At 48.0% G+C, this 21,209-nt stretch carries 19 protein-coding genes; 4 read left to right on the top strand and 15 right to left on the bottom strand.

Annotated features, from left to right (window positions below; translation table 11 throughout):
- Positions 1–15 precede the first annotated feature (15 nt).
- The 4 genes from HLUSI_RS0112905 to HLUSI_RS31065 form a co-directional block, all read right to left on the bottom strand.
- On the bottom strand, positions 16–957 hold the full coding sequence (locus tag HLUSI_RS0112905; RefSeq protein ID WP_016834374.1) for a glycosyltransferase family 2 protein: 942 nt from the start codon (positions 955–957) through the stop codon (positions 16–18).
- Between the two features lie 8 nt (positions 958–965).
- The gene (locus tag HLUSI_RS0112900; RefSeq protein WP_016834373.1) at positions 966–2,750 is read right to left on the bottom strand and encodes an ABC transporter ATP-binding protein; all 1,785 of its coding nucleotides are present in this window, start codon (positions 2,748–2,750) and stop codon (positions 966–968) included.
- Between the two features lie 72 nt (positions 2,751–2,822).
- Positions 2,823–4,421 (bottom strand): hypothetical protein, encoded by a 1,599-nt coding sequence (locus tag HLUSI_RS0112895; protein WP_016834372.1) that lies wholly within the window; start codon positions 4,419–4,421, stop codon positions 2,823–2,825.
- 106 nt (positions 4,422–4,527) lie between these two features.
- Positions 4,528–5,814 (bottom strand): capsular polysaccharide export protein, LipB/KpsS family, encoded by a 1,287-nt coding sequence (locus HLUSI_RS31065; protein WP_016834371.1) that lies wholly within the window; start codon positions 5,812–5,814, stop codon positions 4,528–4,530.
- Positions 5,815–6,022: 208 nt separating this feature from the next.
- Between HLUSI_RS31065 and HLUSI_RS0112885 the strand changes: the two genes are divergently transcribed.
- From HLUSI_RS0112885 to HLUSI_RS0112870, 4 genes are all read left to right on the top strand, one after another.
- On the top strand, positions 6,023–6,934 hold the full coding sequence (locus HLUSI_RS0112885) for a hypothetical protein (RefSeq protein WP_157137848.1): 912 nt from the start codon (positions 6,023–6,025) through the stop codon (positions 6,932–6,934).
- The gene (locus HLUSI_RS0112880; protein ID WP_016834368.1) at positions 6,931–7,746 is read left to right on the top strand and encodes a hypothetical protein; all 816 of its coding nucleotides are present in this window, start codon (positions 6,931–6,933) and stop codon (positions 7,744–7,746) included. Before HLUSI_RS0112885 ends, HLUSI_RS0112880 begins: the two co-directional genes overlap by 4 nt.
- 123 nt (positions 7,747–7,869) lie before the next feature.
- Positions 7,870–9,279 (top strand): MBOAT family O-acyltransferase, encoded by a 1,410-nt coding sequence (locus HLUSI_RS0112875; RefSeq protein ID WP_016834367.1) that lies wholly within the window; start codon positions 7,870–7,872, stop codon positions 9,277–9,279.
- Between the two features lie 14 nt (positions 9,280–9,293).
- On the top strand, positions 9,294–10,412 hold the full coding sequence (locus HLUSI_RS0112870; protein WP_016834366.1) for an SGNH/GDSL hydrolase family protein: 1,119 nt from the start codon (positions 9,294–9,296) through the stop codon (positions 10,410–10,412).
- Positions 10,413–10,436: 24 nt separating this feature from the next.
- Here the strand turns inward: HLUSI_RS0112870 and HLUSI_RS0112865 are convergent, their stop codons facing one another.
- The 11 genes from HLUSI_RS0112865 to HLUSI_RS0112810 all read right to left on the bottom strand — a co-directional run bounded on the left by HLUSI_RS0112865 (position 10,437) and on the right by HLUSI_RS0112810 (position 21,139).
- On the bottom strand, positions 10,437–12,410 hold the full coding sequence (locus HLUSI_RS0112865) for a hypothetical protein (RefSeq protein WP_040503448.1): 1,974 nt from the start codon (positions 12,408–12,410) through the stop codon (positions 10,437–10,439).
- Between the two features lie 162 nt (positions 12,411–12,572).
- Positions 12,573–13,703: a dTDP-4-amino-4,6-dideoxygalactose transaminase gene (rffA, locus tag HLUSI_RS0112860; RefSeq protein ID WP_029363470.1), complete on the bottom strand. Its 1,131-nt coding sequence runs from the start codon at positions 13,701–13,703 to the stop codon at positions 12,573–12,575.
- 121 nt (positions 13,704–13,824) lie between these two features.
- Entirely contained in the window at positions 13,825–14,439 is a 615-nt protein-coding gene (locus HLUSI_RS0112850; protein ID WP_016834363.1) for a class I SAM-dependent methyltransferase, read from the bottom strand.
- A complete protein-coding gene (locus HLUSI_RS0112845; RefSeq protein ID WP_016834362.1) occupies positions 14,439–15,329 on the bottom strand; it encodes a class I SAM-dependent methyltransferase in 891 nt (296 codons plus the stop codon). The genes HLUSI_RS0112850 and HLUSI_RS0112845 overlap by 1 nt, the downstream gene beginning before the upstream one ends.
- Before the next feature lie 8 nt (positions 15,330–15,337).
- A complete protein-coding gene (locus tag HLUSI_RS32665; RefSeq protein WP_016834361.1) occupies positions 15,338–15,706 on the bottom strand; it encodes a DMT family transporter in 369 nt (122 codons plus the stop codon).
- A 106-nt stretch (positions 15,707–15,812) separates the two neighbouring features.
- Positions 15,813–16,724: a class I SAM-dependent methyltransferase gene (locus HLUSI_RS0112835; protein WP_157137847.1), complete on the bottom strand. Its 912-nt coding sequence runs from the start codon at positions 16,722–16,724 to the stop codon at positions 15,813–15,815.
- Between the two features lie 38 nt (positions 16,725–16,762).
- Positions 16,763–17,410: an HAD family hydrolase gene (locus HLUSI_RS0112830; RefSeq protein WP_016834359.1), complete on the bottom strand. Its 648-nt coding sequence runs from the start codon at positions 17,408–17,410 to the stop codon at positions 16,763–16,765.
- 4 nt (positions 17,411–17,414) lie between these two features.
- Positions 17,415–18,380, bottom strand: a complete 966-nt coding sequence (locus HLUSI_RS0112825; RefSeq protein WP_016834358.1) for an ATP-grasp domain-containing protein — start codon at positions 18,378–18,380, stop codon at positions 17,415–17,417.
- A complete protein-coding gene (locus HLUSI_RS31600; protein ID WP_029363468.1) occupies positions 18,377–19,207 on the bottom strand; it encodes an NAD-dependent epimerase/dehydratase family protein in 831 nt (276 codons plus the stop codon). The genes HLUSI_RS0112825 and HLUSI_RS31600 overlap by 4 nt, the downstream gene beginning before the upstream one ends.
- Positions 19,197–20,192, bottom strand: coding sequence for a glycosyltransferase family 2 protein (locus HLUSI_RS28465; protein WP_202946936.1), 996 nt, complete (start codon positions 20,190–20,192; stop codon positions 19,197–19,199). The genes HLUSI_RS31600 and HLUSI_RS28465 overlap by 11 nt, the downstream gene beginning before the upstream one ends.
- A gap of 215 nt (positions 20,193–20,407) precedes the next feature.
- Entirely contained in the window at positions 20,408–21,139 is a 732-nt protein-coding gene (locus HLUSI_RS0112810) for a class I SAM-dependent methyltransferase (RefSeq protein ID WP_016834353.1), read from the bottom strand.
- Positions 21,140–21,209 lie beyond the last annotated feature (70 nt).

Here is a 21,209-nt window from a genome sequence, read left to right as displayed (position 1 = left end):
GATACGATAAATTGCCTAACCGGCAAACCCCAATGAAATAACACTCTTTCGGTAGAGCGTTCCGAGCTTCCTGACGATGCGCCGGAACAGGGAAATCTTGTGAGCGCTATAAAAATCGCGCATCGCGGCTCGTCCGACCTGACTTTCCTGTACCGCTATGTCGCCGACATGAAGCCGGTCAGATGATATTTCCCCCGAAAACATGTCAGTTGCGCCGCAATGCGTGCCGCTACTGTCGTTGCCAATGTTTGCAACCAGACTTTTACCCGGGTACAGGGTGAGCTTGTCTTTCAGAAATGCACTCGCGTGCCAACGAATTGCCCATGAATCGACGCGCCCGGTCATCTGCATCTTGAGCATATTGGTATGGGGGTAGGCGCCATCGTAGTCGAACGTTCCGGTGAGTTTTCTGCGCGTCAGCTCTGCCAACAGCTGGGCAGAGTCTGGCTGAAACTCGTTCCACCCCCGCTGCCAGGTCGCCCATCCCCAGCAGTCTGCTCCACGCAGGAAAAAGGTCTCCGGCAGCGGACCTTTTACCGGCGAGACATAGCCATGAATGGAAATGACCCGGTCATCGTCCGCATACAGTGTCAACGCTTCGTTCATGAAACGAAGGAAATGGCGCGATGTGACCAAATCATCTTCGAGCACAATGACCCGTCCAAACTGGCTGCTGAGCGTACTTGCGCCATCAATGATGGAACGAGCCAATCCCCAGTTGCGGGAGCGTTCAACTACCGTCACGCTCTTGAAGCCAGAAATCGTTTTCAAGTATTCACGCACTTGCTGCACTGCCGGCCCGGCAAGTTCATTTTTTGCTGCATCAGAATATATGAACAGATCGCTGTCACCGGCAAGATCGTTTTGCTGGAGGCTTTCTATCGCTTTTCTGGTATGTTCTGGCCGGTTGTAGACAAAAAGAACAATCGGGGCAAGAAGAGTAATTTCAATATCCATTGGAAAAATCAATTCGTGTGTTCAGATCCGGATTGCGCCTGCAGGACATGCATCTCGCGATAAAGGGCACAACGCGCCAAAAGCTCCTGATGAGATCCGGCGTCTACAACATAGCCGTGCGCCATCACGTAAATCACATCGCAACTTACGACGGTAGACAATCGATGAGCCACGATGACAATGCTTATCGTCTTCCGCAGCTGCTCGATTTCCTTTGATATTTCATCTTCGGAGATCGTGTCCAATGCACTGGTGGCCTCATCAAACACCAACAACTGGGGATCCCGGTACAAGGCCCGGGCAATACCAATGCGTTGTCGCTGCCCGCCGGAAAGACGCAGCCCATCTTCTCCGGCAAGCGTCATAACCCCATCCGGAAGCCCCTCGATAAACGCGTCGAGATTGGCGATACTCAACACTTTGGCAAGCCGCTGTCCGTCGTACTCTTGTTCAAATGTGATGTTGAAGGCGATGGACTCATTGAGCAGAGTAATCGCCTGCGGGACATAACCCACCATCTGCTCCAGGGAGTGACTGGTAAATGGATTGAATTGCCGATCGTCAGCATATATTGCTCCGGAATCAGCCTCCTGAAGGCCCGTAATGATATCCAGCAGCGTTGTCTTGCCCGAACCTGATGGACCTACTATGCCAATTGCACCACCACGCGGGATACGCAAATTCACATTTCTGAGAATAGGACTGTCGCCATAGTTGAAAGAGACATTGCGCAACTCAATTTCCCGCTCGAAGGTGATTTGATCAACACTTCTCACATGTGCGGATTGAACCAAAGTATCGCGCGTCAGGATCAGATCCTCCATCGAGGAGAGCGAATACCTTACAGCATTGACTCCGACGATGAGGCGCGAGAATGACGGAATGGCCCTGATGGCAGTAATGGCGATAACCCCGAGTACGGGCACCATTGATTTCAGATCCCCTCCGGACAATACCAGCAGCACAATTGCGCAGACAAACGCCAACAACATGAAGAGCTCTATATACAGCCGCGGAAGTACGCCATTCAATCCATATTTCCAGGTAACGTCGGCAAAAGACTCGGATATTTTTCTGCTACGCCGATCAAATAGCACAGCCAATCCCATCACCTTGATATCGCGGATCGCGGTGACGATAGAAAACTGCAACTCGTAACGCTTCCGGTTGGCAACTGCCTGAACATAACCCAGTTGCTGGGTGCGTTTGATAACGGAGAAGTACAGTCCAATTGTCAAAAGAACGATCATGACCACAGACGCACAGCCCAGCGAAAAATTGATCTTGAATATCGCCAAGAGTAACAAACTTAAAAAAACAATTTCGTTGATGATTTGCAGTAGAGCCTGAAACACCAATGTGGCATGTACAGTGTTTGAAGAAGCGATGCCGACAATTTCGGAGGCAGGGAATTTTTGAAAAGTAGCGTAGCGTGCTCCCAGCACCAAGGAAATGGTGTCATCCGTCAGACGCTGAGTTAGTTCAGCAGCACTTTTGAACTGGTATCTGGTCAGCCGCATTTGAAGGAAATTCTTTGCGATATAGAAAAGCGCCAATCCCCCGCTCAGCCAAAACAATAGCGCTCGTGCCGAAATATCCCTCATTCCAACTGGCAACCATTTCTGCGCGAACTCACCCGGCAAGGATATGATTTGCAGATAGGGGAAAATAATCGCAATGCCAATCAAATCCAGGACGGACATCAATAACACCGATAGCAATAGCGCTATCCCGGTCTTTCGACCAACAAAACTGCTCAAAAACGTGAAAGACTGTGAATGTTTTTTATTCATTACGTAAATTTTCAAATAGCAGACAATTTCTCTGCCCACATCACTTGGCCGTCGACACAACAAGGTTGTGGATCAAACCGGCTCTGCTAAAAGAAGACAGCTCCGTACCTGCTCACGGAAAACATCTTGCTCACTGATTGCAGACAACAAGACCTGGAATCTTGCGGCATCAGGTGGAATTGCGTCGGAATAAAACGCCGTCCTGTACCGCCCAATGGCGTTCAGCAGCATCTGCTCAGCCGAGGACACATTCAGACTGTGCATGAAATAAAATTCCAGGCATTGACGCCGCATGTCATTCAGGTCGAATTCCAGGCGGGCATAGTTTTGCAACAACCGGTCATATTCATTGATGGTCGTCGCCGTAAAACAAAAATCAAAACTGATATGCGGATGATCACCGCACGCAATAACCGGTACACCAAGGTAAGCAATTTCATGAGCGACGGTACCATATACCGTCAATGCGCAAATAATGCCGGCGTCAACCAATTGCCGATTGGTAATGCGAGAGGACAGAAATTTCACACCGGGATGACGGATCATCAACGCCGAGACAACGTCAGCACTGGCGGCAATCTGATTGGGATGCGGCTTCCAGAAAACCTTCAAATTATACTTTTCGGCAATCCTGATTGTGTGCTCGACCCACTCCAAAAAATCCGGAAACAACATCCATTGATGACAATGTGGGCTGTCGAAAAAGTCATGCATGAAGATCACGAGTGCACCGTGAACATCTGGCACCGACTCCCCAGTGTTGGCATAGGCAGAAGCCCGCATATAGGCAGTAGCGGCATCGACTCCGCCCGCCAATCGCGCTGCCAGGCCTTGCTCAGCGTCTGCGATTTTCCTCTCCTTATCGCTCAGCCGCAGCCACTCACGCTGGTATTGTTCGTGCGCACGAGTATGAAACCAATCCTGCAAAGACAATCGTTTGGCCAGCTCTTGATAGTTCCCCAGCGTGAATACCTCGATGCCCATATTCAAAGCAACCCGCACCGGAATGCCATGCTGGATATAGGAGCTGTAGGACGCAAAGAACAGTAGTGGCTTTGCACGTATAAAATATTTCTCGCTTACGCGGACATTACGGTACGCTTGCCAGATGATGATCCACAGATAGACGTCCTTCAAATTGACGGTGGCTGCCGGCTTGAATCTCAAATAACTGTCATAAACGAGATCGCCAACGGAGATACCATTGATATGCAACTTGAGGAGATCATGTTTGGTATCCAAACTTTTCCAGAGCCTGAAGGCGCGCAGTGCGTTCGGAATATCAAACAAAGACACGAACAAGCCTACATTGCGGAAAGCCACCCGATCACAAAATGATGAATACAACCGAACCCATTTGCCGTCAGTAAACCAATTTACAAAAACAAACGCACGAATTACGTTGCGAATTGACTCCGAGGCACCAGGTCTCAGGTTCCGAACTACATACTGTTCAATAGAAACACTTTTCAGCTGCCGCAATTGGGTTGCAATGAGTGCGAACAATCCCAGATAATAGTAATCTTCAACACATTGCAGCAAAACTACCGGAGCCGCTGGCCCAGCATGTTTTTTGCTCATATTTTTGAGCACGTTGAAATAAGCACGCTCTGTGTCGGACAAACGATATTGCCCCACCAGACCGGCAATTTTTCGTTTCATGCTGGACATTACACTTGCAATTCCCACCGAACAAACTCCTCTAGACCTTACGAATTCATCTCCACGTGGCTGTATATGCGGAGACAGAAAAATAAACTCAACCGATGGGCCTTACTTACGCCTCATCACTGCAGACCAGTACCTCGACAGCACGCGCTACCTTCAGCGCATTTTTCTCGTTGGCATATGCCTCCACTAGAACGCAGTACAAAGGATCGACAACTCCCTCCGCTGCTTTGCCCAGCAGCTTCCTGACGGCTGCCTCCAGAACCAGCGGATCAGCGGTTTCTGCAGCGCAAAGGGTATCGATAGAAAACCCTGCGTCGAAACGAAAAACTCCCGGCAGATATCGGTACCAGGGCAAACCGAAGACAAGCGTTTTCTTGCCAAGCGATATCGCCTCCCATCCTGCGGTCCCTGTGATTGTCGCGACGAATTGCGAAGCGCGAATCAACTCCAGCGAATTTGTCGCCATTGGAACAATCCGAACATTTCGCAACATCTCAAGCCGCTGAAAAAATTCAGCATCTCGCTGCATGTCAGTTTGCTTCGGATTTTCTTTCACGTAAATCAGCCAATCGGCAGGCAAAACCTCGTCAAGACGCTCAAGCGCCAGCAACTGATCGGAATAAATACCACCCAAGGCCGACGTCGTCAGCTCAGGCTGCAAATGCAAAGGGAAATAGACATATTTACAATCCAAACTGATATTCGGCGCAATACGACGCTCAAGATTTCGCCGAAAATCGAACGCCTTCTTATATTTGTAAAATGCATACGGAAAAGACAGCGGCGCCACAAGGATGTCCTTTAACAGCTTCTTAGCACCGTATTGGTAGTCTCCAGTCTGCATGTAGAACCAGTTGAACTCACGCTCCAGCCGGTAGTGCTCATTGGAAGAAAGCTCAGGAATCTCGGCAAATCGGCCAAAATCATTCAAATCTCGCAATACCCAGAAACGATCCGGGAATGGGCTTTGATGGCACATCAACACAGGAAGCTTGAGATAGCGGGCAATTCTCTCGACAATGAAGTCAACCGCTTCATGCGGAATATTGGCAAAAACCACATATTCGATACGCTCCGATGTCAGAAGCCGGTAGCAATACCCAAATAGCAAATTGAAAGCATTGAGCAAGCCGTGATAACTTTTTTCGTAGTAGGGAAAGCTGCGAGAATAGATATCGATAAAGACCGGCAAACTTCCATATACATTGTGATAGCAGTCACGATCCACAGGCGAAGCCGGCAAAGATTCGATTGGGAAATCCAACGATGTCAATTTACCAACATGGTGGGTACAACCGGCCTCGTCATGCATCCAAACGCGAACATCCATAAACTTCTTGAGATGCAGTACGATATTCGAGTCAAATCCAGAAATGTAAGCTCTTTTTTTCATTGCGTTTTAGTTAAGTACCCAACCCATTACCGGCAACCCTCCATTTTAACCAATTTGATAAGGAATCGGCGTAAATAGGAAACCGTTACCGTGGAAATTCTTAGATCAAACCTGCGGTTTAGAGGTGCTTTAGGACCAAATATAGGGAACTTAACTCTGATAAAATGCGGCCTCATCAACGCAGACCTGAATATGGAGTAGCATTCCCGTGAGCGCAGCCCTACATGACTTCCGACTTGATGCCATACACACATTCCAGATCAGAACACTTCGTTCGCTCGGATTCCATACTCGCGTTACGCTACTCAATAAGTCAGATGAAACCCACGGTTTCGCATGTGACTATCAAATTGATTTGACTGTCTATGGGCCACAACAAACTGCAGAGAAAAAAATAACAGGAATTGCCCACCTGGCAGCAGGTACTTCCATATTGCTGGATTGCCGACAATGGGAATCCGATGACGCAGACCGGATCATCATCTTTCACCTCATCCCTACTCGGCTACAAAATATCAGTCAAGATCGGCAAACCGTCGATATCGAACCAAAGCAAATCTGGGCATTGATCGGCGCCCAGGACCACTACGTGGAATATTTTCGTGACGACGGCTTTGCCAGTGGCGTGCTGTATCAATGTGGCGCGATGAATTATGACAAAGTGGCCAAGGACTGGTCGACACTCATCCAAGCGCCAAAAATTTGTATCTCGAATACGCTCAATACCTATCTCAGTGTGATTCACACGTCTTTCACGACAAACTACACAAAAGACGCACGCCTGCATTGCGTGCTGCTGAATCCGGATGGACATTGCGTTGCGAAATGGATCGAAATAGTCAGCCCATTTCAGGCAATTCTGATTGATTTCAAAAAGATACTGCGAGAGCAGGCTGCATTCCGTCCTGCCGATGATGTTCAATTTTTCACGCTATACGTGGTATGTCCTGACGCAACAGTGCTTCCCCTTGTTCTCAATACGGACGAGGTTCAGCAAACGCTCGCGGCGGAACATTCACTGCCCCCCATCTATTACGGAAAAAAAATCGGCGGCGCGACGAGACTGGCGACATTGCGTGAGTTGAGCCAACTCCCTTTCTTCAAGGACATTCTGCAATGAGTCTCGTATCTATCACCAAAGAAGCTGTGCGCCAATTGCTTCCCAAGCCTGCCATGGACAAGCTGAAAGAATGGAAGCAACTGGTCTCGCCTCTGACGTTGACCGCACCTGTCCTGCAAATGTACATCGACGACGGAGAAATCTCATCCCACGTATGTATCAACAATTTCTATTCGTTCCTGGCTGCTGCCACAAACACCACAGCCAATCTGGAAATCGTATTCTTTGATGCGGAAGGCCGAAAGATCCTGAAACTGAAGGAGCGCCTGACACAGTTTCAATCTCGTTTTGTTGATGTGCATGAGACTTTCGCAACGCATAACATCAAATCAGATCTTGGCGTTGTCACGGTTCAATTGCGTCCGGCCCATCCACGCCGCAAGGTCTACAAGCGATTTGGCCCAAGCTCTGCTCATTTTTTTCAGTTTTTTAAAAATGCATATGGCTCGGTTTCAATGATTCATCCGTCATCCTTGGCGGATCCGGACAATAAACCATTCGGCCCGTGGATCAGTAATCAACATATTGCGACGGCAAACTTGCAAAGTATCATTCTCTATCAATGCAACCCATCTTCTGCACCCCACAATATGTGGCACTCCTTGCTAGATGCAGAGACTGGCTCACCTGTTGCCACAACTCAGACTGTGTTACCGCCCTCTAGTACAAGACGTGTCGACTTTGCTATGAGTGCAGTGAAGAATTTGCCGCCCATGGTCGTTGTCGGGGTTGACACGCTGCCGTCGGACAACAGCAAACCCATGCTTTGCCGCATGTATGCGGACAACAAATTCAGCATGAGTCATTCGTGAAGCCGTGTCTCTTCCACCGATCGAAAAAATCTTTGTGTTCAGATAAAGAAAAGACGCACCAAATATCAAGGTTTTTCCTCGCTACCTCATTTGCATTTCAAATCCTACTGCAGGCATAGTTAAGTGTTATTCAATTCGCTTGATTTTATTTTTGTTTTTCTACCGCTCTCGCTATTGGTCGCTGCGGCACTAAGAAGAAATGCCCTTCTGTTCTGGCTCACGGTATGCAGCGCCGTTTTCTATGCATTTGCGGGGCACATATGGTTTCTGATCCCTATGGCGATCACCACAGGCTTGGATTTTTGGGTTGGGCGGAAAATTTATACGTCGACAACACAAGCTCACCGCAAGCTCTATCTATGCATTTCCCTGGTGTGCAATCTCGGACTATTGGCCTACTTCAAATACTCCGGTCTTTTCTTGCATACAGCAGAATCTATCGAGGCACTATTCGGATCTACGCTACTGCATACTAATCTTCGTCTCGCACTAACTGTCGTTCTCCCCGCCGGAATTTCCTTTTATACGTTTCAGACGATCTCTTATGTAATAGACATTTATAGAAAAGATGCTGATTCGGAGCCCAATTTTTTAAAATATTTGTCTTTCGTAACGTTCTTCCCCCACCTAATTGCCGGCCCGCTGACACGACACAATCAGCTTATCCCTCAATTGAGCCTCATCGCGAACAATGGCATCAAACCTCGCTGGGAAGAGGGTATTTACTTGTTCGCCATTGGCCTGGCAAAGAAAGTGTTGATTGCGGATCGCATCGCGAATCTGATTGATCCTTTGATCTCCGATATTGGCAATGCCGGCATGATCGGGGCATGGCTCGCGCTCATTGGTTTTGCTCTGCAAATCTATTTTGATTTCAGCGGCTATTCGGACATGGCCATCGGCCTTGGTCGCCTGTTCGGAATTGAACTACCGCGCAACTTCAATAGCCCTTACAAGGCATTGAATCCAGCAGACTTCTGGAAACGTTGGCACATTACGCTCAGTCAATGGTTGCGCGACTATCTCTATATTTCGCTCGGAGGAAATCGCTGCAGTCCGGCTCGCCGCCGCCTCAATCTGATGATCACCATGGTTTTGGGCGGCCTGTGGCATGGCGCAAACTGGACCTTTGCTTTATGGGGTTTAATTCACGGACTGATGCTCGTCCTTTATCACAGCAAAGAAGGCACCTGGAATCGCTGTACCCCTTTCACGCAAAGATGTCTCACCTTGCTACTGGTCGTTATTGCGTGGGTACCATTCCGATCAGACTCCCTTACTCACACCTTTTCATGGTACCTGAGCATGGTCGGCTCCGATGGACTTCGAGGCTCCGCACTACACGGCTCGACATTGCTTTGGCTTGCCCCATTGGAGGGTATAGCCATTTGGATCGCATTGCGCCAGCACAATAGTCTGGAAATTGGATATAAAAACCTGTCCCGCTCAAAGCTCATCGCTCTCAGCGCGATTGCGTCGGCTTCAGTTTTGATGATGAATTACTCGTCTCGATTTCTCTATTTTCAATTTTGACAAGCGACAAATAAATGAAAATCTTTTTTGGAATTTTTATTTCATTCATTTTCGCCACATTCGTGTTCAATACTTACGTTGACATCGCTGGCCAACAATCAGGTAATTTTGTTTACGAACTGAGTCAAAGCCAAAAAGAAAATCAAGTCCTGACATGGGATCGCCTGTTCGATCAACGGATTTGGCTTAACGCCCGTTTTGACTCGATGCAACTCAAAGACTGTCCTGAAGTGCTGATCCTGAGTAGCAGCACCCTGGGAGGAATAGACAGTAGCAATTTCCCCAAACGAAAATTTCTCAATGGATGGATGGCAGCGCCATCCATCGAGGACTTTGAGGCAACGACACATCTGATAGAACAAAGTAACTGCCCGCATCTCGAAATCTGGATGGGTATGGACCCCTGGTTTTTCAATGCAAAGGAAAAATCAGATCGATGGACGAGCGCGATCCAACCATTTACGTCATATCAAATTGACCATGGAGATATTTTTCGATCAATCAAAGGATATTCATCTTTTTGGAGTCGCGCCAAAGATCGCCTGAGCTACGTGACAACTCGTGAGAGCCTGCTGTATTTCAAGACGCACTTGGGTGATGTCACTTACCTGGACAAGCCAAAATTGATAGCGGTGGGCCCTTCACTCGATAAGCTCTGCAGCAGTACGAAATCTGAACTTTATCTGCGGGCACAAGACGGCCATTTTTTTGGCTGTCCGCGTTTTTCTCTCACTCAAGAACAAATTTCCTATTTGTCCAGTACCTATCTGGAGCGTAACACTCACGGCATGCGGGAGTGGCAACAAGTAGATACTGACGTGGTGCAAAGGCTTTCAACCATCATGAACGTACTGACTAAGCGTGGGCATAGGATTGTCCTGATTGCCCCCGTCTACCACCCGACCACATACAACTCGTTGATTGCAAATGAACACGTTCAAAGCAAGCTCAATTTCATCGATGCTCGGATGAAAGAATTGGCTTATCGGCACGGATCTTCATTTGTCAACTTGCGCAATCCCCAAATTCCTGGCTGTACCGCCAGCGAATTCGAAGATAGCCACCACGCAGGCGCAGACTGTCTCAAGAAGGAAGTCGCTGCAATTGCACACCGTTCAGATAGCAGCAATTAGAATGGTTTTGGCGACCTGAAAAACTCACTTCGCACGATGTGCATTCCATCCTGTTTGAGTGACCTCTACGTACCCGTCGAAACCCAAGCGCTTTGCTTCTCCGAGCAACTCCTTCTCTGATATTTTTTGCCGAGAACTCAGCTTGTACAGCTCGTCTGGATAGCTGTTAAATCCATAGAAAAAGACCTCACAGCGCGATTTGTCTTGAAGACCAAATAGCGCGGGCCGCTCCGAAACTGCGACCATCGCAAAAGTCTTGGAAAAACACGGCGTAGTAGTCGGCGCATCCCAAAAATTGACATTGTCTTTCGCAATGTATACCAGCATTTTTTTGGTTTCATCTGCTTGCCGTACAGATTCCAATTGATGCAAATAGTCTGCGAATCTTGCGTTCTCGTCCGTGACCGGAAGGCGCTCAGATTTGTGTCGTGCCAAGTCATAGAATGCCAATGCCTGCGGTTTCAACTGATGGACACCAATGCACACCACAAGTAGCGGAATTATCGCGGAGATGCTTAACAGCTTGTGTTTGTGGCCTGCTACGCGGAAGCTTGCCCCCATATAAATCAAAATAAATGGCAATGCTACAAACATCGAGACGTTTGCAAAATAATATACCGCACCTCCTGGCAGTACCATGAAGACTACGGCGACAAACGCCCCGCACAAAGCGACACCGTTGTAGACGAGTGCTTTCGCATTGAGCAATTGAGTTCCTTGCGAAAAGAATGTCGCGTTGCCAACAAGAACAAGGCAAATCCAGCTGAAGAAAAAAAATACACCGGAAAATTTAAGCAGCAATCCCCAGAATCCGAAATCTCCGAGAGAGACATCTTTCAACATCCCGGGGTCTTGCACATGGACATAATTTTTTACAAAGTCAAAGTAATCAATTTTCAACATTTCTGATGTCTGAGGTGTAATTGATTTAAAACAAACCAATATAACCAGCGTAAACACCGCAAACACAATCAGCCGTTGCTTGTATTTGAATGAACTGAAAAACAGAAGATGCGCCGCATATAGGCCGTATGCAATTACCGCCGTGCTGGCCTTCGCCTGACACATCAATGCAATGCATGCGCAAACCGCGATCAGGTGAACTCCAAAGCGCTTGATATTCAACAGCGACAACATGGCACACAGCAAGATGATTGAGAGCGTGTACGATTCCGACGAAAAAAAAGAGGTCCACATCGCGTAGCGCGCGAAAAGATCGCTCGGTCCGTAGCCGAGAAAACCCGAAAAAATCAAACCGATGAAAAACTGACGCACGATATATTCGCCAATGCTTCTGGAATCAGAGATGCCTTCTGCAACTGCAGATATCGACAAAAACAAAAGGGGAATTAACACGATGCTGTACATTGCCGAATAACTGGCAAGAACCGGCACCCCCCCCAAATAGGCGATTGAGGCAAAGAAGTAATGTGAGAGAGTGTAGTACTTGATTGGAACAAGACCGTGTGCGCCAATACTGACCTGCCCAAACTGCTCAATCATCGAAGCTATTGCCATATGAAAGAAAGAGTCAGTACTGAATTGCCCAACCAACATCTTCGATGGAAAAAAAATGTCAGTGGCTTGCGGAGTGCCCAATATGATCAAGGCATAGCCAACGGCAACCAAAGGAAGCCCGATGAATGCAACTTTAGGGAAGTTGCCAGAATGGCTGAACGAACGAATCAGAAAATATAAATACAGGATGGATAATGCTGGAATCAGATACTGGAATTTGAAAAGGAGGGACAGAACGCATGGAACAATCGCCAAGAGTATCGCAATGCCAAAATTATGAAACCTTTTCACGCCAGCCCAGATGGCAAGAGCGAAATAGATGTTGATAGCAGAAGCGAGAAGAAATACTGACTTCTGCTCCCATTGACCAACCAACGCTGCGCCAAAAATACTGACGAACAACCCGCTAAAAGTGAAGGTGACTAGCCCATACTTCAGAAACAAATTATCGGCTACCGGGTGAGACGTATCTATATTCATTATTTTTTACTGGATGTTGTAGTACCCCGACTGAGCGTTGCCCGCTTCCCTGGACAACACTGTCAACGTACTCCGAAATACTTTATATTTCTGACTCAAGTCGGACAATATATTTCTGCTGCGAATCGTCGGTGTTTCCTCTGACGAGAGCCACCTTCACCGTCATGAGGTAGCGCGAGCAAAAATATCTACCACCCGATCCTGTTGCGATTCTTCCAGTCCGACAAACATGGGCAATCTGACCAAACGCTCAGATTGCGTAACTGTCCAGTTCAATTCCCCATGTGCTCGTCCATATCGCAGTCCTGCAGGCGATGAATGTAGTGGGACATAGTGAAATACTGAATTGATCTGATTTCGTTTCAACTCAGCCAACACCTGTTGACGATTTATTCCCGGCGCCAACAAGACATAGTACATATGGGCGTTGTGTTGACATGCGTCTGGAACGACCGGCCGGCGCAGAACACCCTTGCTTTCGAGCGATGCCAGCGCCGCATGATAGTGCTCCCAGCTATGCAGTCGTCGCGCTGTTATCGTTTCGGATTCTTCGAGTTGCGCCCATAAAAATGCAGCAATCAGTTCTCCAGGCAAGAAAGATGAACCGACCTCCTGCCAAGTGTATTTATCCACTTCGCCTCTGAAAAAACGACTGCGATCGGTACCTTTTTCTCGGATTATCTCTGCGCGCAAAGCTGCCGACTTATCATTTACCAGCAATGCCCCGCCCTCTCCCGAGATCACATTTTTGGTCTCATGAAAACTGAATGCGCCAAAATCTCCGATGCTGCCCAAAGCCTTGCCTTTGTACTTGGACATAACACCCTGGGCAGCGTCCTCCACCACACGCAGGCCATGACGGACTGCGATATCCATGATCGTATCCATTTCACAAGCTACTCCGGCATAGTGAACAGGGACAATCGCTTTCGTACGAGTGGTAATGGCGGCTTCGATCAGACGCTCGTCAAGATTCAAAGTGTCCTCACGAATATCCACAAATACAGGCACGCCACCACGCAATACAAATGCATTCGCCGTAGAAACAAACGTGAACGAAGGCATGATGATTTCATCCCCCGGTTTGATATCCAGCAGAAGCGCGGCCATTTCCAATGCCGCGGTGCAAGAGTGCGTCAGGAGAGCTTTCGCGCACGAGGTATTGGTCTCTATCCATTGATGGCAGCGCTTTGTAAAAGGGCCATCTCCGGCCAGCATATTCCCTTGCTTGGCTTGGATGATGTAATCCAGCTCTTTGCCGACCATATATGGCCGATTAAATGGAATTGTCATATCGTTCCTATCGCCCTCAGGCACTGTATCTCTTGGTTATCACTTCCACGGGCAGATATTTTCAGGCCCTGGTCTTCGCAAACGGCCGCCGTATCGGCGCCATCCACTTCAACAAACAGTTTCAATTCCGGCATTCCATGATGCAATGGGTATACGGGATTCCCGGCTTCTGCCGAATTTCCACGCTGCAATTGGAATATATCCCCGATACCAATTGCCGGTACTGCACTTCATTGCGAACGTTTTGCCCTCTGTCGAGAGAGATCAGGAACCGGGCTATAGGATTTTGTCCGGCGTGGATGCAAGGATCGAGAGTAACGAGACGGCCGCCGCTCTTCAACGCAGCCTTGGTCAATTTCAGCAGTGATCGTGCAGTTTCATCATCCAGGTGATGCAAAAGGCCGATCGCAAGCACCACGTCGAATTTTGGAAGATATTCCAAATCGTCCGGAGTGAACATTTTGCAATAAAAATGGCCGTGCTCGTTAAAACGTGTCCGTGCCTGCTCAATGTAAGGTTCGCTGATATCGAATCCCCAATACCTGGAGCCGGGCAGATATTCAAGAATCTCGGCAGGGCCGCATCCAATATCCAGAATGTGCATTCCTGGTTCCGGCCGTATCGCAGCGCTCACCAAGGCTGCGCGTACCGCGTGCACCCCCATGATGTTCTGAAAGGTGGAATAGATTGCTGGATGAGACAATATGGAGCGGATTCCACTGGTGATTTGGGCCATTAGCTAGTCTTTCCGATTACATTTGGATTTTTTGTTATGGTGCAATCGATAATCGGTTGCAAAGTAGCTGGTATCAGAGCAAACAAAGAATGCAGGCGCAATGCGACCAAAGCTGAAAGGACTGTACGCATTGACTTGGAACGTCTTGCAGAAAACTGTGGATCCGTCGCCACTCGCTCAATGGTGGATACCAGTAATTTCTTGTTAAAGCGGACATGCAGATCGGGCACCTTTTTAACGCCGCTCACCACCAGAGGCACGGTAATCCAATTGAGAGATTTCCACGTGCCGACGGGATCTGGAACATCCTGACGACCAAAAATTTTTCCGGCAAAGAAATGCTCTGTCAGTTTCTTTGAGAAGAGCGTCGGAATGTTGAAATGAGGCTCGTAAGGGAACAAATAATTGGGGCAAGTGAATCTGTATCTGGCGCCGTTCTTAAGAGCGTTTGATACTTTTACAACGACACCCGGCATGTCATTGACATGCTCCATTACATTGATCGAGAATGCATAGTCAAAAAAACTGTTCACACTCAATTTCTCGGCCGGCAAATTCAACAGGGTTGGCACGCAACCGGTTATTCGAGCATGCTCCAAGATGAGATTTCGTAACTTGTCAAAGTGCGAAAAACCATCGCCTAACGGCTCCAGGGCCGAAACCTGAAAACCCTCACGAACCAACTGACAGCTCAGGAGCAATGACCCTGCCCCAACTTCCAGAATAGTTGCCGTCGATGAAATCGTCGCGAGATCGCTATCAATATACTTGCGCCCAAACCGGGCCTCACCCATGTAAAGATCAAGCACACCGAGAATTTCGGGCGCCTGCACCGCAATATACTCACGAACCCCCTCCAGCCATGTGTCGATCGACTTCAGGTTTGGCATTGCCTCACTCAATTTCTTACTCCCAAAGCTATTCCTGAGAGAATTAAAGCAGCCGCCAGAAATCTCAGCGGAGTAATGTTTTCCGATAGAAACATCCAACTTCCGGCGATCACAAGAACAAAGGTAACGCCAATGTAAATAGGAAAAGCAATCGCCAGCGGTAACTTGGCAACCACAAATAACCAAATGAATGATGCCAATAGCGCTGCGGCATAGGCCGACAATAAGAGCGGGTCAGACAAATAGTGCAATATGCGATCTCGCAGCCCAAGACCATCAAAGGCAGAAGCACCCAGACTTGATGTTCGCCATTTGACGACAATCTGGCTGTACGCCACCAACAAAGCAATCGGTAAAACACTCAATAAAATTTTCATCCAAGATATTCCGTCAGTTGTATTGCCTTGATTTTCTGAGTTCCATGGTCAGGCGCATCTCTTCTCATCTCCCCGTCTATTCGGGAAGACGGATCTTTCCGCTTGCTTAGGACCGCCTGCGAATAAATACTTCCCATCCACCTACCAAAGCGTACTGCTCCTTGAAAACATACCCGGGTATTTTCAGCACGTAGGCGGCCAGTGTACGCAGAAAATGTTCTTGAAAGGACGTCTCTACAAGAGACGGCGTCGAACGAATGATCTGATATTTCCCGCCACCGGTTAAGCAATCCGAGATGTTATTCCAGAATTTCGCGCCCAAATCGTGGACATGCGCCGGATAGGTAAAGTCGAACTTTGCATTGACTATCGATGCCAGCTTCATCAACGGAAACACATGGGGGGTACGCGCATAAAAGCCACCACCGACTTTCAATACTCCAAATAGCTTATCAATTACAGGACGCGGATTCGGAACATGTTCTATCACAGCACTCGCAATAACGATATCCATCGACTGATCTTCTATTTCAGAAAGATCGCTGAAACGACGAACGTGTATATTCTCACCCGCTGACTTTGGCGTACTTTGGTCGTAGTCAATCAAGGCAATACTTACCTTTTTGATTCCCTGATTCACAAAGAACTTGGCGAGCTCCACAGAAATGGAACCGTCGCCTCCGCCATAATCAAGAATTGATATCTCAGGACGAGTCGCAGCAAACTTTGCATGCTTATAGATATGTAGTGCTATTCGTGCCGGCGCATCAACCGTTATTTTTTCGTCTTTCCCACCATAGTAATTGGCATAATATTTTTCCAAAGCCTCCGATGTTGGCATCCTCGACGCCGAAGATGCATGACAACGACGGCAATGCACAAGCGCCACATCCGGCTTCCGCTGTAACAAAGTTAGCAGAACTCTTTCAGTAGCTGCGCAAAAAGGACAAACATCATCTGCCGCAAGCAAGTCTTGCTCCAGCAAATGTATCGACTGGTGAAATACGGTTGATTTCAATTTATTTTCTTTAATTTAGGACTTATGGAGCCGTTGGCTCACGACACGTGGTGCCCGGCAATTCCGTGAAGGCTTTTGATGCACTTTACGTTCGAATGTGGATAAAGATCATCACGATCAATCAATATGGCGTTCAAGCCCAAACGCAAAGCCGGCTCAATATCCAGTCGCATCGAATCGCCCACATAGATAATCTCATTAGATTGCAGGCCTGTCACACGCAGTATTTCCTTGAAGAAATCCGGATCCGGTTTGCGTCGCCCCTGTTCTTCCGAGCCAAGAATCCATTCAAAATGGACTCCGGAAATGAGTGGCAATTTTTCTCTGAGTGAAGTATCCCAGTTCGAGAGCACGCCCATTCGCAATTTGACTGACGGAAGAAAGTCTGTGTCGGGAAAGGCTTGCCAGGGAAGATAGCTGCATGCGGAAAACAGCGCATCCAAAATCTCTTCCGCGGGGACGACACCAAAAGATCGTACCAGGTGACTATTGAAATCCCGATAAAACTGCCGGGATGTCCGGTCCGGGAAAACCACTGCTTCAGACAGAAAACGGTGTGCGGCAACCAACTTGGCATGAGGCACCTCAACGCCATGACTTAACAAAACGTCGCGCATGGTCGAATACAACTGTGGCTTATGGAGAAGTGTATTGGCGACGTCAAAAAAAATAGCTTTGATTTCCATATAACTAGAAAGTCCAGAAATGGTCATTGCTATTGGATATCTCCGAAAGAGATTTGTCCGGATAGATGACGTCGTGAATAATTCTGATGGCACTGCCTTTCAAAATATGAGGCTGATCAGGGAGCTGATTCAAAAACAGTTCTTGTACCGTATAGGCCACGTCATTGAATCCCAGTTGCGATCTTACCGAATTGGTCCCCGAGATTCTGCAGTTGATTTCAAATGGAATAACGCCATTCCTGGTGACACGACTCTGAATGTTACAAGAACCCTTGAAAGGAAAACGCGCAATAATTCGCCTGATCATGCCAAGGAGGGTTTCGTCATGATCAAAAACGACCTCACAGCGTGCAGTATTTCCTTGTTCGAGTTCTCGTTCCATGGTGATCAGGCCATGCAAACCGCCCGTCTGCAATACGTAGAACGTAGTGGTTAGTTCTGGCCCATTGAGATATTCCTGAACAACATAGTCATCGCCGAAATCAGTCGGCCGCGCAGGATCTATCACGATATTGCGGGAGCCCCTCCCCTCCCGGGGCTTGACCACCGTCTTCGCAAATTCGCCCCGATAGGCCGATGGAAGAGACGATTGTGCAAATGGCAGACCCGCACTTTCAAATTCTTGAAAATTCAAATACTTATCCAGGCAAAAACCGGTAACTTCCGGAGGTGATGCTGCGACCCGGCAAGACAATGCCTCTTCATTGAGCGACAGGTAGTAAGCCTCATAGTCGGTACTTGGAATGACAAGGCCAACCTCATGTCGAGTCACCAGATCCTTTATCGTGGCAACGTAGTCCCCATCGTAGGCAAAGGGGACCTCATAGACATGGTCACAGAGATGATTGCCAGCACTGATCTTCACAGTATTCGTCCCCACAACCGGGACGTTCAGATTCATGGCGAGCAGATTTCTCAAAATCCCCTGGCCGACCACTCCGCCAATACCTGTTACTAAAATAGACTTCATGCTCGTTGCACCATTTTCTCAAGGCTATCTGCCAAGCTGATTAAAGGACGACCAATATCCATGGCATGGTCGACGTCATACACGAAAGAAGGACTGCTATCGGCGCCACTGTGAACTACAGCGGCCCCCGTCAGCCGCGCCAATATATTGGCGACTTCATTGTTGCTGTAAGATCTGGCACCTATTCCCAGAACAGTAGAAGACTTCTCGCTGACAGCTCCCTGCAAACACATTTGCGCCGCATCATCGAGGTCGAGGTAGTTTTGCAATCGCTCTCCATTGCCGACAAGATTGATCTGCCCTGCTCGCGCCGAGGCCACAACCGCCTGAATGAACGTACCGGGCTTCATGTCGCTACCTATCAGAGACGAAAATCTGATGATGGTGTGTTTCGAAGTCTCCCTCACGAGGCTCTCCGCCTTCAATTTTGAGAGTCCGTAAGCATTTGGCGAGTTCGGTTGGGACACCACTGACAACGGCAGTGATACCGGCGTTCCATATATCGACACCGAGGATGAGAGCACGTGGTGTGCGTCCGGATACTCCCTTACAAGTTTTTTGACCAACTCGACATTTACAGCTTCCAGTTCGGGAGGAGCGCCATTGGCTGGAGACGGAACGCAGGCAGCCAGATGCAAAATGGCGTCAATCGACTTCAAATCCCTGACCAAATCATCCACAGAGTCGTGACTACTGTCGTAGTCTGGTGAAGCAGTCGTTCCGGGTCGCACCAGCGCGGCCGGTATCCAATTTCCAGTAAGTTGACGAACCACTGCGCGCGCCAGGAATCCGTTTGCGCCGGTAATTAGCAGGGCTCTAGACTTCATGACTTTCCTGAACCATGTTTGATGTAAAACCCACCTCGCTCCTGATGATATAGAGAGGGCGTTTTTTGGTCTCATCAAATGTCTTGCCGAGATAAATACCCAAAATTCCCAAAATCGTAATGATCACGCCACCGATAAAATACAAGGACACGATCAGACTGCTCCAACCTTGAATCGGCGAGCTGTATATCAAGGAATATCCCAAAATATAGGCACCATAAACGAAGGAAAACAATGCCATCAAAAAACCGAAACGCACCGCCAGTCGCAGCGGTTTGTCCGAGTGGGCAATAATATTTTCCGAAGCCATGTTCCACAACATGGCAAAGGTATAGTTGGATTTCCCGGCAAAACGCTCTGCATGCTGGACCTCAATACTTGAGGTGGGAAACCCCATCCACTGCACCAGTCCGCCAAAGAAACGAAGCTGCTCCCCCATACGGCGAAAATTCTCTACAACCTTTCGTGACATGATGCGGAAGTTACCACTATCCCCGTCATATTTGACGTCTGCCAAGTAACTGAACAGCTTGTAAAAGACGTGGGAAGTAATTCGCTTCACCAAAGGATCTCGCCGCACACCCCTCTTGGCCAAGACGACATCATAGCCTTCTTGCGCCTTGGCATAGAGACGTGGTATTTCTTCCGGCCGATCCTGTAAGTCGCAATCCATAACCACCACCCAATCGCCCCTGCAGCAATCCAGTCCTGCTGTAATGCCATAGTGTTGGCCAAAATTGCGACTGAACTGGATACCCCGCACACGCGCGTCGGATGCAGCAAGTGCCCCAATCATTTCCCATGAGCGATCCCCTCCGCAGTCTTCCACCAGTATGATTTCGAAGCTTGAGGAAACTTGCTCCAAGGCATTTTTCAGGCGAAGATACAATTCATCCAAACAACGTTCAGCCTTATATACAGGGATGACTACGGAAATAAGAGGTCGGGCTATGTTTTGCATGTGAGCAGCGTGATTGGTAGGCATGGTAACTATTATGAAATATGGGATACCCCATCGAACAAAAAATTTAATTTCCCTGTGAAGTGCCAAGGGCAGCATTCCAACATTTGGGCGACTCACGTGACGTCACAACAAGACAAGCCTTCAATCGGACAAGATATTCCTGCCATCCCCCATCTTTTTTCGTTGGTCGCAATTTATAGTTCAAAGCTCCGTCTCATGCCGAATATTTTTTAGTATCAATTCTTACGGGCGACTATTACAGAATTACAAAAAAAATCGTATCTACGGGGAAAAATCATGTTCAGGCCCAAGGCCAATACCGTAAGCGGAAAGATAAAAACAAGCTGAGAAAGTTGCTTGAGCCATTTGTTTTTTGGCAAGACATGCTGGTACAAGTACGCAATAAACATCTGGCAGATCGTCAAAAAATAAGTTGTCGTTTTTTCATACTCAAGAACTTCAAATCCGTGCTTGGACAATAAATGCAACATTCCAAAACTCGTGTAACGCGCGAAGTCATATGGGGTTTCGTGCTCGTCCCAAACAAAAGGAACCGACAACATCAACTTGCCACCCGATTTCAACACACGATTCAACTCAGAAAAAATGCTGTCGGGTTCAAAAACATGCTCAAGAGTTTCGAACGAAACCAGTCCGTCAAAATAGCTGGAATCAAAGGGCAAGGTTTTTCCGTCGTAAAAGAAGTCGACTTTGCTGGCGACATGATCGTGCCCGCTCACTTTGATGTCGACTCCAATATATTGCTCCGCGTTGACAAACAACTCTTCATAGGGCTTTGATCCACATCCGAAATCGAGAATACGCCCCTGCATCAAAGGTGAAAAATGTTTTATTTCTTTGTATAGCCCATTTCTAATGATGTAGAACGGATTGACAATTACGCCCAAACACGAGGGTAAAAACATCTCCTTGCGAATTCGTTCTTTGATCTTAGCTAGAAAAGCCATTCACTTCTTTCAAACAATACAGAGTGCCTTAACCAGTCACAACCGACGATCAAAAGCAAAATAGATATAC

Source organism: Herbaspirillum lusitanum P6-12 (assembly GCF_000256565.1).
Lineage (GTDB): Bacteria > Pseudomonadota > Gammaproteobacteria > Burkholderiales > Burkholderiaceae_D > Herbaspirillum > Herbaspirillum lusitanum.
The sequence above is the reverse complement of the archived record's forward strand: the minus strand, read 5'-3'. Positions and strand labels throughout refer to the sequence as shown.